13 protein-coding genes are annotated in these 14,296 nt (G+C 72.2%); 6 read left to right on the top strand and 7 right to left on the bottom strand.

Translation table 11 applies throughout. The features are described 5' to 3' along the window. Positions 1-8 precede the first annotated feature (8 nt). Genes ACK4UM_RS06795 through asnB form a run of 3 tightly spaced genes read right to left on the bottom strand, consistent with a single transcriptional unit; the run spans position 9 to position 3,850 of the window. Positions 9-1,556, bottom strand: coding sequence for a class I adenylate-forming enzyme family protein (locus ACK4UM_RS06795; protein WP_409797126.1), 1,548 nt, complete (start codon positions 1,554-1,556; stop codon positions 9-11). A gap of 31 nt (positions 1,557-1,587) precedes the next feature. Then, positions 1,588-1,854 carry a phosphopantetheine-binding protein gene (locus ACK4UM_RS06800; RefSeq protein WP_409797128.1) on the bottom strand — a complete coding sequence of 89 codons (267 nt, stop codon included), beginning with the start codon at positions 1,852-1,854 and terminating at the stop codon, positions 1,588-1,590. A 25-nt stretch (positions 1,855-1,879) separates the two neighbouring features. Next, positions 1,880-3,850, bottom strand: a complete 1,971-nt coding sequence (gene asnB / locus ACK4UM_RS06805) for an asparagine synthase (glutamine-hydrolyzing) (protein ID WP_409797130.1) — start codon at positions 3,848-3,850, stop codon at positions 1,880-1,882. Between the two features lie 347 nt (positions 3,851-4,197). Between asnB and ACK4UM_RS06810 the strand changes: the two genes are divergently transcribed. Further along, positions 4,198-5,529, top strand: coding sequence for a lipopolysaccharide biosynthesis protein (locus ACK4UM_RS06810; RefSeq protein ID WP_409797132.1), 1,332 nt, complete (start codon positions 4,198-4,200; stop codon positions 5,527-5,529). Between the two features lie 16 nt (positions 5,530-5,545). On the opposite strand, the gene modC is transcribed toward ACK4UM_RS06810, so the two are convergent. The 4 genes from modC to ACK4UM_RS06830 are packed head-to-tail and all read right to left on the bottom strand — an operon-like array spanning position 5,546 to position 9,706. Next, positions 5,546-6,649: a molybdenum ABC transporter ATP-binding protein gene (gene modC / locus ACK4UM_RS06815; RefSeq protein WP_409797134.1), complete on the bottom strand. Its 1,104-nt coding sequence runs from the start codon at positions 6,647-6,649 to the stop codon at positions 5,546-5,548. Then, on the bottom strand, positions 6,646-7,356 hold the full coding sequence (modB, locus tag ACK4UM_RS06820) for a molybdate ABC transporter permease subunit (protein WP_409797136.1): 711 nt from the start codon (positions 7,354-7,356) through the stop codon (positions 6,646-6,648). Before modB ends, modC begins: the two co-directional genes overlap by 4 nt. Before the next feature lie 13 nt (positions 7,357-7,369). Then, positions 7,370-8,143: a molybdate ABC transporter substrate-binding protein gene (gene modA / locus ACK4UM_RS06825; RefSeq protein WP_409797138.1), complete on the bottom strand. Its 774-nt coding sequence runs from the start codon at positions 8,141-8,143 to the stop codon at positions 7,370-7,372. 57 nt (positions 8,144-8,200) lie between these two features. Next, the gene (locus ACK4UM_RS06830) at positions 8,201-9,706 is read right to left on the bottom strand and encodes a PLP-dependent aminotransferase family protein (protein WP_409797140.1); all 1,506 of its coding nucleotides are present in this window, start codon (positions 9,704-9,706) and stop codon (positions 8,201-8,203) included. Positions 9,707-9,793: 87 nt separating this feature from the next. On the opposite strand from ACK4UM_RS06830, the gene ACK4UM_RS06835 reads away from it, so the two are divergent. From ACK4UM_RS06835 to ACK4UM_RS06855, 5 genes are all read left to right on the top strand, one after another. Beyond that, the gene (locus ACK4UM_RS06835) at positions 9,794-10,267 is read left to right on the top strand and encodes a hypothetical protein (protein WP_409797142.1); all 474 of its coding nucleotides are present in this window, start codon (positions 9,794-9,796) and stop codon (positions 10,265-10,267) included. Positions 10,268-10,305: 38 nt separating this feature from the next. Then, on the top strand, positions 10,306-11,334 hold the full coding sequence (locus ACK4UM_RS06840) for an SIS domain-containing protein (protein ID WP_409797144.1): 1,029 nt from the start codon (positions 10,306-10,308) through the stop codon (positions 11,332-11,334). Between the two features lie 79 nt (positions 11,335-11,413). Next, entirely contained in the window at positions 11,414-11,587 is a 174-nt protein-coding gene (locus tag ACK4UM_RS06845) for a CsbD family protein (RefSeq protein ID WP_409797146.1), read from the top strand. 345 nt (positions 11,588-11,932) lie between these two features. Continuing rightward, a complete protein-coding gene (locus ACK4UM_RS06850; RefSeq protein ID WP_409797148.1) occupies positions 11,933-13,399 on the top strand; it encodes an NAD-dependent succinate-semialdehyde dehydrogenase in 1,467 nt (488 codons plus the stop codon). A gap of 52 nt (positions 13,400-13,451) precedes the next feature. Then, positions 13,452-14,291: an IclR family transcriptional regulator C-terminal domain-containing protein gene (locus ACK4UM_RS06855; protein WP_409797150.1), complete on the top strand. Its 840-nt coding sequence runs from the start codon at positions 13,452-13,454 to the stop codon at positions 14,289-14,291. The last annotated feature ends 5 nt before the right edge of the window (positions 14,292-14,296 follow it).

Genomic DNA, 14,296 nt, shown 5'->3' on the forward strand with positions numbered 1-14,296 from the left:
GTCTCCGTTCATTCGGCCGCGACGAGGGCGGCGGCTTCGCGGCGGCTGATCTTGCCGGTCGCCGTCTTCGGCAGTTCGGCGAGGATCTCGATCTCGGTCGGCACCATGAAATCCTCGAGATGGGCGGCGCAGTGGCGCTTGATCGCGCGCGCGTCGAGGTCGGCGCCGGGCTCGAGCGCGACGAGCAGCTTCACCGCCTCTCCGAGCACGGCATGAGGCACGCCGACCACCGCCGCCTCGCGCACGCCGGCGAGCATGTAGACGACGTTCTCGACCTCTTTGGGCGCGACCTTCTCGCCGCGGGTCTTGATGATGTCGTCCTTGCGCGCGACGAAATAGAGGAAGCCGTCCTCGTCGGTGCGGAAGAGGTCGCCCGTGTACAAGACCCGCTCCCACGGGTGGGGGCCCTCGCGCAGGGCCTTGGCGGTCGCTTCCGGATTGCGCCAATAGCCCTTCATGACGTGCGCCCCGCGGATGACGAGCTCGCCCGTCACGCCCGGCGCCGCGCGCTGCCCCGCCTCGTCGACGACGTAGGCCTCGGTGCCGGGGATCGCGATCCCGACGGAGCCCGACCGGCGGGCGAGCTCGGCGGGCGGCAGCCAGGTGCAGCGCTTGCACTCGGTGAGGCCGTACATCGAGTAGATCCGCGTGCCGGGCAGAAGCTCCTGCAGGCGGGCGATGTGCGCCGGAGGAAGGGCTGCGGCGGTGTTCGAGACGTAGCGCAGGCTCGGCAGCGAGCCGGGCTCGAGTTCGCGCATCTGCAGGAGGAGCGCCGCCATCGTCGGCACGAGCGGGAAGCCCGTCACGCGCTCGTCGCGGATGCGCTGGAGCACGGCTTGCGGGAAGGCGAAGGACTTTTCCAGCACGAGCGTGCCGCCGACCATCACCGTCATCAGGACCTGGTAGAGGCCGTAATCGAACGAGATCGGCAGCGCACACAGCACGATGTCGTCGGGCGCGCTCTCGAGATAGGTGGTGATCGCGGTGGCGGCGGCGACGACGTTCTGATGCGTCATCATCACGCCCTTCGGCACGCCGGTCGAGCCGGAGGTGTAGACGAGCATCGCGAGGTCGAGATCGATGCCGGCTTCTCCCGCGGCGATGCGCGGGCCCGCGATCGCCGTCGCGTAGGGGAGGGCGCTCGGGAGCGCGTCGCTCTCGCCGACGAGGAAGAGGGCAGGGCGGCGGTTGCCCGGGTCGAGCATGTCGAGCGCGGCCGCGAGGATCGGCGCGAGACGGGCTTGAGCGAGGATCGCGGCGGGCTCGCAATCGCGCAGCACGAAGCCGAGCTTGTCGGCCTTGGTCGAGGGGTTGAGGATCGAGAACACGGCGCCGGCCCGCATCGCCGCGTAGAGCCCCACGACCGCCTCGCGGCAATTGTCGGCGAAGATCACCACGCGGTCTCCCCGCGCGACGCCCGCCGCCCGCAACGCGCCCGCGAGCCGCGCCGCTTCGTCTTCAAGGGTCGCGTAGGCGATGCGATCGGACCCGACGACGAGCGCCGTCTTCTCCGGATGGCGCCGCGCGCTCGCCGCCAGATGATCTTCGACGCGCATGGGAGTGTCTCCTCGGTTGTCGATAGCGTCCTCAGGCGGCCTTGGCGGCCGCGTTCTTGGCGGCGACGAAGGCGACGAGGGCGCGGATCGAATCGAGGTTCTCGGGCACGATCTCGGCATCGCCGACGGTGAAGCCCCAGGTGTCCTCGAGGAAGGCGACGAGCTCGAGCACGCCCGTCGAATCGATCAGCCCGAGCTCGAGGAGCGAGTCCTCGGCGCCGAGGGCGACGCCGTCGTTGCGGAAGAGGAAGCTCTCCTCGATGAAGGCGCGGATCTGCGTCTCGATGGTGTTCGGCATGGGTCTTCTCCTCGATCGGGCTCGCTCAGGCGCCGCTCGCGGCGCGCAGGCGAGGGGAATGGGGGCGGGCAGGGCGCAGAGCGGGCGCCTCGCGCAGGATCTGCGTCGACAGGATGCCGACGAGCGCCATGTTGTCCTTCGTGCCGAGCGCGCCGCCCGCGCATTTGCGTACGAGCTTCTCCACCGCACGCGGCTCGAACAGGCCCTGGCGCGCGATCGCATCGGGGGCGAGATGGGCGAGCGCCGGTGCGCCGATGCCGCCCTCCGCGAAGAAGGCGGCCGCGTCCGGAGCGCGGTAGGGCTGCTTCGGACGCGCCGCCACGGAGGCCGGCACGAGGTGGCCGAGCGCCGCCTTGAGGATGTGCTTCTCGCGCAGACCCTTCAGCTTGAGGCGCGCGGGGATGCGCGCGGCGGCGTCGACGACGCGCGGATCGAGGAAGGGGAAGCGCCCCTCGACCGCGTGCGCCATCGACACCCGGTCGCCCTGGGCGGAGAGGATGTAGCCCGGCAGGAGATGGGCGGTCTCGAGATATTGCGCCTGCGCCAGCGGATGCCAGCGCGCATAATTCCCAGGCAGCCGCTCGGCGAGGGCGGCGAGGGGGTCGTAATCGCCGATCGCGCGCAGGAGATCGTCGGAGAAGAACGCCTTCGTCTTCGCCGTCGTCGAGAAGCGCGGCAGGTGCGAGAAGAGCGGATCGCCGAGCCGGTCGAGCGCCATGCCGAAGAAGGCGTTCAGATAAGCGGGCGACTGGGCCTGGAGGCTCGGCATGTAGGGATAGAGGCGCCGGAACAGGAGCGGGCGAAGGCGCGAGCCCGGCGCGCGGGCGCAGAAGGCGCGGATCTTCGCCTCCTTGAAGATGTCGTAGCCGCCGAAGACCTCGTCCGCGCCCTCGCCGGTGAGCACGACCTTGTAGCCCTCCGCCCGGACCCGGGCCGCGAGGCGGTAGAGCGGGGCGGGAGCCGTGCGCAGGATCGGGCGCTCGGCATGGGCGACGACCGCGGCGAAATCCGCGGCGATGTCCGCGCCGCGGCAGAGGATCGCGGTGTGCGCCGTGCCGAGCCGCGCGACCATCTCCTGCTGGAAGGGCGTCTCGTCGAGATCGGCCGCCTCGAAGCCGACCGAGAAGGTGCGCAAGCCCGCGCCGACCTCGCGCGCGGCGAGCGCCGCGACGATGCTCGAATCGAGCCCGCCCGAGAGATAGGACCCGACCGGCACGTCCGCCCGCAGGCGAAGCCGCGTCGCGTCCGCGAGGAGGGCGGCCACTTCCTCCGCGATCGCGCCCTCGCCGCGCACGTCGGCGGCGTCCTCCTCGGCGGTCGGATAGGACGGCTCCCACCAGGGGGAGACGCGGATGCCGGCATCGGTCGCGACGAGATGATGGCCCGGCGGCAGCTCGTTCACCCCGGCGAAGGCCGTGCGCGGCGCGAGCGGGAACCAGAGCGTGAAGATGTCGGCGAGCGCGAGCGGATCGAGCGCGCCGGAGGCGAAGCCGCCCGCGAGGAGCGCCCGGATCTCGGAGGCGAAGGCGAGGCCGTCTCGCGTCTGCGTCCAATAGAGCGGCCGCACGCCCATGCGATCGCGGGCCATGAAGAGCTTGCGCGTGCGCGCATCGTAGATCGCGAAGGCGAAGTCCCCGTTGAGCGCGTGCACGCACGCCTCCCCGCGCTCGAGATAGAGCCGCAGGAGCGCCTCGGTGTCGGAGCGGGTGCGGAAGACGTGGCCGCGCGCCTCGAGGTCCCGGCGGATCTCCTCGTGGTTGAAGATCTCGCCGTTGAAGCTCAGGAACACCTCGCCGCTGTCGTCCACGAAGGGTTGCGCGCCGCCGGCATGGTCGAGGATCGAGAGGCGCACATGGCCGAGGCAGGCCGGCCCCGCGACGACGCCGCCGCGCCCGTCCGGCCCGCGATGGGCGATCGCGTCGAGCATCGCGTCGAGGCGCGCCCGCGCCGAGGGGGGGGCCGGATCGGTACCGAGAAGGCCTGCGATGCCGCACATGCCGAATGCCTCTTCGTGTCCGGGCGGGGATCGAAAATACGCCTTTGCCCGGTAAGAAGATGGCTGTTTTCCCATCGGAAGCGAGCGGAAGGTTAAGTTAACCTTTACGAATCGAACAGCATTCGGGCTTCTCTCGCACGATCAAAGACATGGGTTTCTCGCCGCGGAGGCGCCCGCCGCCGGCGGGTCCGGTCGGAGCCGTCGGACTGCGCGTCCCAACCATGAAGAGTTGCATGGTCGCGCGCGGACACCTGAAAAGCGGTTGCGTCGATTCGCCCCCTTTGAGCATTTCGCAACGGTCGCACCCCATCCTGCGACGTCGATCGTCTCTCGGAGTGAGCCCGCCCGTGTCAGGCCGCGTCGCCCGCCTGTTCGAATCCTCGGCCTTCATCACGGCGCTCCGTCTCGCGGGGGCCGGGGCGGGGTTCTGCGCCCAGCTCCTGCTCGCGCGCAAGCTCGGTGCCGCCGAGCTCGGCCTGTTCTACGCGGTGACGAGCCTCGTCGCGGTGCTCGGTCTCGTCGGGGCGCAGGGCTATCCCGGCGTGGCGACGCGTTTCATCGCGCGCTATCGCGATCGTCTGCCGCTGCAACGCCGCTTCCTGCGCAGCGCGATCGCGAGCGCGGCCGTCGGCGCGGCGATCCTCGCCGGCGCGCTCGTCGCGGCAGCCTTCCTGCCGCTGCCCGTCTCGGACAGCCTGCGTCTCGGCCTGTTGATGGGCGCGGCCTGCCTGCCCTTCGTCGTGGCGATCAACCTCGCGGGCGAGATCGCGGCGGCCAAGCGGCGCTTCGACATCGCCTACGTCTTCGAATCGCTCGCCCGCCCCGTGCTGTTCCTCGGCGCCGTGCTCGCGCTCGTGGCGAGCGGGCTCGCGATGAGCGGGGCGGGGGTGATCGCGTTGTTCTTCGCCATCACCGCCTTTGTCGCGCTGCTGCAAGCGGTCTTCGCCCGCCGTCTCGTGCCGCCGGGCCCGGTCGCGCCGTCGGCGCCCCGGCTCGCGCGCCGGTGGCGGGGGGAGGCGCGCGCTGCGATCATCGTCGCGCTGTTCCTCTCGGCTTTCGCCGACGTCGCCATCGTGATCGCCGCGCCGCTGATGGGCAAGGTGGACACGGCGGTGTTCGGCCTGTGCCTGAAGCTGTCCTTCCTCGTCGGCTTCCTCGTCCAGGCGGCCCACCACGTGGCCGGCCCCGAGATCGCCGAGGCGCGCCTTCTCGGCGATGCCGCCCGGCTGCGCGCGGCCGTCGTGCGGGCGGTGATGCTGCCCGCCGCCGGGACGCTCCTCGCCACGCTCGCGGCGCTGGCGCTCGGCGGCTTCGCGCTCTCCCTGTTCGGCGCGGATTTCGCGGAAGGCGGGCCGGTCCTCGCGATCCTCGTCGCGGCCCAGGCCGTGCGCGCGCTCGCCGGGCCGAGCGTGACCATGCTCAACCTCGCCGGCGCGCAGGGGCGCAACGCGGCCTTCTGCGTCGTCGCGCTGGTGGCCCTGGTGCTCGGCAGCCTCGCCCTGGTGCCGCCTTTCGGAGCGGTGGGCGCGGCCGCCGCGGTGCTCCTCGCGATCCTGGTCTGGCAGATCGCGGCAGCGATCGCGCTCCGCCGCGCCGGAGAGGCTGGCACGGACGCGATCTCGCTCCTCCTCGCCCGCCGCGCCGCCGGCACCGCCGCATCGCCGGTGACGGCGCCTTGAGCGGGGGAGGGGAGGGTCAGCCCGTCCCCGTCCCGATATCCTCCTGCGCCAGCGCGACGCTCTTGAGGATCGCGTGGCAGTCCTGGCCGGGCGCGAGATCGAGCGCCTGCGCGGAGCGGCGGGTGATGCGGGCCGAAAGACGCTCCTCCCCGGCTTCCCCGGCCTCGCCGATCGCGAGGCTCACCATGACCCCCGGCCCGTGCCCGTCGCGGATGTCGACGATGCGCCCGCGCAGGATGTTGAGCGCCGAGAGCCCTTCGGGCCGGGTGCGCGCGAGGATCACGTCGTGGGCGGGCACGCGCACGCGCAAAGCCGCGCCGACGGGATGGGGGATGCGCGGCAGGAAGAGCGGCCCCGCCGCCGTCGCGAGCTCGGTGAGCCCGTCCGCGTGATGCGCGACGACCCGCGCCGCGAGCACGGAGGCGGCTGCGCGCGCGCCCACGGCATGCGCGTCGCCGAGCACCTCCCCCGGCGTGCCGATCGCCGCGACGCGGCCCTCGCGCAGGGCGACGACGGTCGTCGCGAGCCGCGCGACCTCGGCGGACGAGTGGCTGACATAGAGGATCGGCACGCGCACCTCGTCGCGCAGCCGCTCGAAATAGGGCAGGATCTCGGCCTTGCGCGCCTCGTCGAGGGCCGCGAGGGGCTCGTCGGCGAGGATCAGCTTCGGCGCGGCGAGGAGCGCGCGCCCGATCGCGACCCGCTGCTTCTCCCCGCCCGACAGCGAGCCCGGGCGGCGCCCGAGGAGATGGCCGATGCCGAGGAGGTCGACGACCCGCTCGAGGCTCTCGGTGCGCGCCTCGCGCGGCGCGAACCAGCGGCCGTAGAGGAGGTTCTGGCGCACGCTCAGATGCGGGAAGAGCCGGCCCTCCTGGAAGACGTAGCCGAGGCGCCGGCGATGGGGCGGGAGGAAGCGGCGCGCGCGCGTGTCGAGGAGCACGAAATCGCCCGCCGCGATCCGGCCCTCCTGCGGCCGCAGCAGGCCGGCGACGGCGTTCACGAGCGTCGTCTTGCCCGATCCGGAGGGGCCGAACAGCACCGTGATCCCCGGCGGCGCCGAAAAGGCGACGTCGAGCGCGAAACCCGGGAAGCGGTGGGCGAGCCGGATCTCGAGGCTCATGATCCCGCCACCAGCTTCGCGACGCGGCGCGCGACGAATTCCGACAGGAGCAGCGCGGCCATGGCGATGACGATGGCGACGATCACGAGCCGGCCCGCCGCCTCCTGCCCGCCGGGCACCTGCAGGAAGGCGTAGATGGCCGACGGGATCGTCTGCGTCTCTCCGGGGATGTTCGAGACGAAGGTGATCGTCGCGCCGAACTCGCCCATCGCCTTGGCGAAGGCGAGGATCGCGCCCGCCACGATGCCGGGCAGGACGAGGGGCAGGGTCACGGTGGCGAAGACGAAGGGCCGCGAGGCGCCGAGGGTGGATGCCGCCGCCTCGAGCTTCGGATCGACCGCCTCGATCGCGAGCCTGATCGCGCGCACCATCAAGGGGAACGCCATCACCGCCGCCGCGACCGCCGCGCCCGTCCAGCGGAAGGAGAGCACGATGCCGAACCATTGCTCGAGGAACTGCCCGACGCTGCCGCGCCGCCCGAAGACGATCAGCAGGAGGTAGCCCGTCACCACCGGCGGGAGGATCAGCGGCAGGTGGACGAGCCCGTTCAGGAGCTGCTTGCCGGGAAACGACCAGCGCGCGAGCGCGTAGGCGACGAAGATGCCCAGCGGCAGGCTCGCGAGCGTCGCCCAGAACGAGACCTGCAGCGAGAGGGCCACCGCCTGCCATTCCGCCGGCCCGAGCCAGCCCGCCAGAGCCTCTCTCATCGCCGCCCGCCGCTCAGTCCAGAACCGTGAAGCCGAACTCTTCCCAGATCGGCCGGGCCGCGTCGGAGACGAGGAAGTCGAGGAAGGCTGCGGCGACCAGGCTCTCGCTCTGGGCCGTGATCGCGGCCGGATAGACGATCGGGTCGTGGCTGCCTTCCGGGAAGGTGCCGACGATCGTGACGGCGTCCTCGACCGCCGCATCCGTCGCGTAGACGATCCCGAGCGGGGCCTCGCCGAGGGCGACGAAGGCGAGCGCCGCGCGGACATTGTCCGATTGCGCGACGAGGGGCGCGACGCTCTCCCAGAGCCCGAGCGACGTCAGCGCCTGCCGCCCGTAGATGCCCGCCGGCACCGCCTCGACGAGCGCCATCGACAGCCGCTCGCCGCCGAGCATCCCGGCGAGGTCGAGGCGCTCGTCGATCGTCACGGGTTCGGCGTCCCGCCCGTGGGCGATCAGCACGAGCGTGTTGCCGAGGATGTCGCGGCGCGTGCCCTCGCGCAGGTCCCCCGAGGTCTCGAGCGCCTCCATCCAATCGACGCTCGCCGAGACGAAGAGATCGGCCGGCGCGCCTTCTTGGATCTGGCGGGCGAGCGCGGAGGACCCGGCGAAGGACATCCGCGCCACGTGCCCGGTCTCGGCCCGCCATGCCTCCGCGACCCGGTTCAGCGCGTCCGTGAGGCTCGCCGCGGCGAAGACGAGGACGTCGTCGGCGCGGGCCGGGGCGGCGAGGAGCGGGAGAGCCGCGAGTGCGGCGAGGAGTGCGCGAGGGGCGACGAGCGGCGGCATGAGGATCTCCGACGAATGTCCTTTCTGCGCGACGGATCGCGCTCTGTCCATGCCGCTTCATCCGTCTCCCCTCGCGCGCGCCGCGCGAGCGTCGATCGCGTCGAGTTCGGACCGCAGCCGCCCGCACAGGCGCGCGGCCTCGACGGGGGCGAGCGCCCCGTAGCCGAGCACGATCCCCTGCGGCGCCGTCTGCGGGCGCAGGGCGAAGGCGTCGACCGGGGTGAGCGCGATCCCGTGTCGACGCATCGCCGCGCGGATCGCCGCCACGCGCTCCGCGTCGCCGAGATCGAGCCAGGCATGCAGCCCCGCCGACAGGCCGCGCAGCGGCGCCCGGTCGGCGATCGGCGCGAGCGCGTCCTGCACGGCGGCGCGCCGGGCGGCGTAGACGCGGCGCATGCGGGCGACGTGCCGGGTCAGGGTGCCGTCCTCGATCAGGGTCGCGACGGCGTTCTGGGTGAGGCTCGGCGTGTGGTTGTCGCCCGATGCGCGCAGCTCCGTCAGGCCCGCGACGAGGCGCGGATCGGCGCAGGCCACGAAGCCGAGGCGCAGGGTCGGCGTCAGCGTCTTCGAGAACGTGCCCACATAGGCGACCCGCTCGGCGCCGGGCAGCGAGGCGAGCGGCGGCAGCGGGGCGGCGTCGTAGCGGAACTCGCCGTCGTAATCGTCCTCCACGACGAGGGCGCCGTTGCGCCCCGCCCAATCGAGCAGCGCGCGCCGCCGCGACAGCGACAGCCGCCCCCCGAGCGGGAATTGGTGCGAGGGCGTGACGTAGACGAGACGCGGCGCGCTCGCCCCCTCCGGCAGGGCGTCGACCACGATCCCGTCCGCATCGACCGGGACGGGCAGGATGCGCGCGCCCGCCCGCGTCAGCGCCTCGCGCGCGAGCGTGTAGCCGGGGTCCTCGAAGGCGACCGCGTCGCCGGGCGCGAGCAGGAGGCGCGCGAGAAGGGCGATGCCCTGCACGGCGCCCGCGGTCACGACCACCGCCTCGGGTGCCACCGCCAGCGCGCGCGCCCGCGCCAGATAGGCGGCGATCGCCGCGCGCAGGCGCCACTCGCCCGCCGGCGCGCCGTCGTCGCCCCCCGGCAGCGCGCTCGCCGCGCGCGCGAAGGCCCGTCGCCAGGCCGCGCGCGGAAACGGCTCGTCGGCGGGGCAGCAGGCGCCGAGCTGCACGAGGCCGGGCTCCCCCGGCGTGAGCGCCGCCGACGGCGCCCGATCCGCGGCGGCGCCCGTGCGCGAAGCGGTCGCCGACCGCGCGGCGGGGGCCGTCGCGTCCCCCGCGACGAAGGTGCCCGCCCCGCGCGCGCCGACCAGATAGCCGTCCGCGACGAGCTGCTCGTAGGCGGCGGCCACCGTGTTGCGCGCGACGCCGAGATCGGCCGCGAGGCGCCGCGTCGGCGGCAGCCGCGTGCCCCCGCCGAGGCGTCCGCTGCCGATCGCGGCGCGCAGCCGCTCGACGATCTGCCGCTCGAGCGGCTCGTCCCGATCGCGCGAGACGTCCGCGAGGAAGGTCGCCTCGAGGGCGTCTCCGCGGCGCGCCGCGCGTCGCTCAATTTGGCCCAACGTTTTCGCTCCGGTTTGGCTCTGCATGCTGCGCCAAAGTGCTCCTACACGACGAGCGTGTCAAACAGGCGGGGGCGCGAGCGCAGGATGTCGGCGGAACCGATCGGCCCGTATCGCAGGCGGCGCGTCAGCGCGCTCGGCCTGTGGTCGTTCGAGGATTGGCGGGTGAAGGTCTACGGGCTCACCCTGCATGGGAGCGCGCCCCCGTCCGCGCTCGTCGACCAGGGCCGCGAGATCGCCCGCGAGCGCCTGTCGCGCGCGAGCCGGGAGGATCTCCGCCGCCACGGCCTCGCCGTGCTGATCGTGCACGAGGGCGAGAACGGCGATTACGTTCTCGTCGAGTGGTGGTCCGACAACGACATCCTGCGCCACCACAATTACGGCGCGCCGAAGGGCCATGGCGGGCGCTTCGTCCATCAATGGCCCGGCCCCGCGGCCTGCATCTGGGAGCTCGCGATCGTCGAGTTCGAGCGCGCCGCCTGGATCCGGCACGTCCTCGAGCCCGCCGGCGGACCCGACGTCGCCGCCTATCTCGACGCCCGCCTCGACGCCTTCGTCTGAGCCGACCCGACCCTCACCGACCGACCGAGAGAGCCCGCATGACGCGCTTCGCCTATGACGATCAGATCGCCGCCATCCCGCATGCCGTGAGAGAGGCCCTCGCCCGCGAGGTGCCGGCGCTCGACCCCGAACGCCCGATCCTGTTCTCCGGGATCGGCACCTCGCTGCACGCCGCCCGCGTCGCCGCGACCTGGATCGCCCGCCTCAGCGCCGGGCAGGTCCGTCCGCACGCGGTCGACGCCCACGATCTCGGGACGGGTGCGGTCCCGATCGCGCCCGGCGACCAGGTCGTGGTGATCAGCCACAGGGGCACCAAGCTGTTCCCGAACGCCGCGCTCGCCCGGGCCCGCGAGGCCGGCGCCGCGCCGACCATCGCCATCGTCGGGCAGAGCGCTCCGGAGCAGGCGGCGCACCACACGATCCGCACCTGCCCCAACGAGACCGCCGGCACGTTCAGCGTCTCCTATCTCGCCTCGCTCGCCGCCCTCGCGCGCCTCGCCGCCCCGTTCGAGGCCGCGGGCGACGCCTTCGCGCGCGCCCTTCCCGAGCTGCCGGAGGCGCTCGAGCGGACGCTCGCCATGCCGATGCCGGAGGCGGCGGTCGGGGCGCTCGCGGAGGCGCATCCAGTCCTCGTCGTCGGCTTCGGCGACGATCTCGTCACCGCGCAGGAGGCGGCGCTCAAGCTGAAGGAGGGGGCCTGGATCTGGACCGAGGCGATGTCGCCCGAATTCGCGCTGCACGGCACGCCCGCCGCCTTCCACCCGGAGATGGGCGCGGTGATCCTCGAGCCGGACATGGACGATCGCGGGCGCTCGGCGCTCTTGCGCGAGGTGCTGACGCGCCTCGGCCTGCGACCCGTCCTGACCTGCGGGAGCGCGCGCGACGGGCTCGAGGCCCCCACGCTGCCCTTCGCGCCCGCGCCGCATCCGCTGCTGCGGCCGATGCTCGCGATCGTGCCCTTCCACCGCCTCACGGCCGAGCTCGCCCGGCTGCGCGGCACCGATCCGGACACGCTCCACGGGCATCGCGAGCCGTGGAAGACCATCATGACGGGGGTGCGGCTGTGACGACGGCGCGCGTCGGCTCGAGAGGAACCGCAATCTTTCCCGCGACTTGTCTCGGCATGTCGACAATGGAGAGAGCACCATGGACAAGGATCGTATCGAAGGTTCCGCCAAGGACATGAAGGGCAAGGCCAAGGAGAGCATCGGCAAGCTGACCGGCGATCGCAAGACTGAGATGGACGGCACCGCCGATCGCGCCGAAGGCAAGACCCAGAACACCATCGGCGGCATCAAGGACTCCCTTCGCGGCAAGTGAGCCGCGACCGTCGAACGAAGAGATCACCCCCGCGCCGGCCTCCCCGGCGCGGGGGTTTTTTCACGTCCCGACGGAGCTTGGGTGGACGAGCCGAGCCGTGCTCGCCTTCCGCTTCGCGAAAGCGCAAACCGGCTCGTGTCCGAACATCCGTGCGGAAAGGTGGCGGATCGTGCAAGCGGGGTCGCTTGCGGATCCCCTGCCTCTGTCGCAGAAGAACGCCAGCAGACGCGGTTTTGCCTCCTGAAAGGCGGTTCAGCCCGGCACCTGGGCGATAAATGCCTTGCGTGAAGGCGGCACAAAATCGTACAAGTGTGCGTCTTACGCACAGCATGTCGGAGTGTGATCATGTCGTCAGCCGTCCTGGAGCGGTCCCGCCTCGCGCGGACGGAACTCTTCATCGACGGAGGCTGGCGCAACGCGCAGGACGGCGCCACCTTCTCCGTCCGCAACCCGTCGACCGGCGCGCTCGTCGCGAGCGTCGCGAGCGCGACGCGGGCGGATGCGAAGGCGGCCATCGCAGCGGCCGAGGCCGCCCTGCCCGAATGGCGCGCCACGACCGCCAAGGCGCGGGCCGCGATCCTGCGCCGCTGGTACGAGCTCGTCGTCGCGAATGCCGACGCGCTCGCCGAGATCCTCACCGCCGAGCAGGGCAAGCCGCTCGCGGAGGCGCGCGGCGAGATCCTCTACGGCGCCGCCTTCATCGAGTGGTACGCGGAGGAGGGCAAGCGCGTCTACGGCGAGACGATCCCGACGAACGATCCCGACCGCCGGCTCCTCGTGCTCAAGCAGCCGATCGGCGTGTGCGCGGCGATCACGCCGTGGAATTTTCCGATGGCGATGATCCCCCGCAAGGCGGGCCCCGCGCTGGCGGCCGGCTGCACCATGGTGCTCAAGCCGGCGAGCGCGACGCCGCTTTCCGCGCTCGCGCTCGCCGCTCTCGCCGAGGAAGCTGGGCTGCCGCCGGGCGTCTTCAACGTGGTGCCGGGCAGCGCGCGGGCCGTCGGGGCCGAGCTCGCCGAAAGCCCGATCGTGCGCAAGCTGACCTTCACCGGCTCGACCGAGGTCGGCAAGGCGCTGATGGCGCAATGCGCGGGCACCGTGAAGAAGCTCTCGCTCGAGCTCGGCGGGAACGCGCCGCTGATCGTCTTCGACGACGCCGATCTCGATGCGGCGGTGGCGGGCGCCATCGCCTCGAAATTCCGCAACGCGGGCCAGACCTGCGTGTGCGCGAATCGGATCCTCGTCCAGGCGGGCATTCACGACGCCTTCGTCGAGCGCTTCGCGGCCGCCGTGTCGGCGCTGCGCGTCGGCGACGGCTTCGAGGCGGGCGTCGAGATCGGGCCGCTGATCGACGAGGCGGCGATCGAGAAGGTCGAGGGCCACGTCGCCGATGCCGTCGAGCGCGGCGCGCGCGTGGTCGCGGGCGGCGGGCGGCATCCGCGCGGCGGCACCTTCTTCGAGCCGACCGTCATCGCCGGAGCGACGGCGCAGATGCGCGTCGCCCGCGAGGAGACCTTCGGTCCGCTCGCGCCCGTCTTCCGCTTCGAGACGGAGGAGGAGGCGATCGCCATGGCGAACGCGACCGAGTACGGCCTCGCCGCCTATTACTTCACCCGCGACGTCGGCCGGGTCTTCCGGGTCGGCGAGGCGCTCGATTTCGGCGTGATCGGCCTCAACACCGGCCTGTTCTCGTACGAAGGTGCGCCGTTCGGCGGTCTGAAGGAGTCCGGTGTCGGACGCGAGGGCTCGCGCATGGGCATCGAGGAGTTCGTCGAGGTGAAATACCTGTGCGCCGCCGGAATCGGCTCTTGATCGACCCGCTATCCGCCCCTATTCCCCGTTTCAGCCGAGCCGAGGACGCACGATGGCAAAGGACGATCTCCAGGACGACGATCAGCTCGATGCGGGTGCCGACAACGCGGCGGATGCCGCGAACGAGGCGACGAACGAGGATCGCGACTACGTGACCTCGCTCGCGCGCGGCCTCGAGGTCATCCGCGCCTTCAACCGGTCGAAGTCTAGCATGACGCTCAGCGAGGTCGCCGAGCGCACCGCGATGACGCGCGCCGCCGTGCGCCGCTTCCTGCTGACGCTGGTGCGCGAGGGTTACGCCTCGACGGACGGCAAGTACTTCCAGCTGCGGCCCAAGGTGCTCGAGCTCGGCTTCTCGCTCTTGGCCTCGATGGACATCACCGAGATCATGCAGCCCGTCGTCGACGAGCTGGCGCAGAAGCTGCAGGAATCGGTGTTCGTCGCCGTCCTCGACGGCGACCACGTGCGCTACGTCGCCCGCGCGACTTCGCAGCGCGTGGTGAGCATCGGCATCAACATCGGCAGCCGCGCTCCCGCTCACGCCGTGTCGACCGGACGCGTGCTTCTCGCCGGCCTGCCGGAGGACAAGCTCGAGGCCTATCTCGACGGCGTGACGCTCGAGAAGATCACGCCCCATACCGTCACCTCGAAGGTGCAGCTCGCGAGCCTGATCGAGGAGACGCGGCGGCAGGGCTGGTCCATCGTCGACCAGGAGCTCGAGGTTGGCTTGCGCTCGATCTCGGCGCCGATCCGCAACCGGTCGGGCGAGATCGTCGCCGCGCTCAACGTCTGCTGCCCGAGCGTGCGGCTCACCACGAAAGAGATGCAGGCGCAGATCCTGCCGGAACTCCTCGACGCCGCCTCCCGCATCTCGCGCATGATGCTGCGCTGAGCGTT

It is taken from the genome of Salinarimonas sp. (genome assembly GCF_046292825.1).
Classification (GTDB): domain Bacteria; phylum Pseudomonadota; class Alphaproteobacteria; order Rhizobiales; family Beijerinckiaceae; genus Salinarimonas.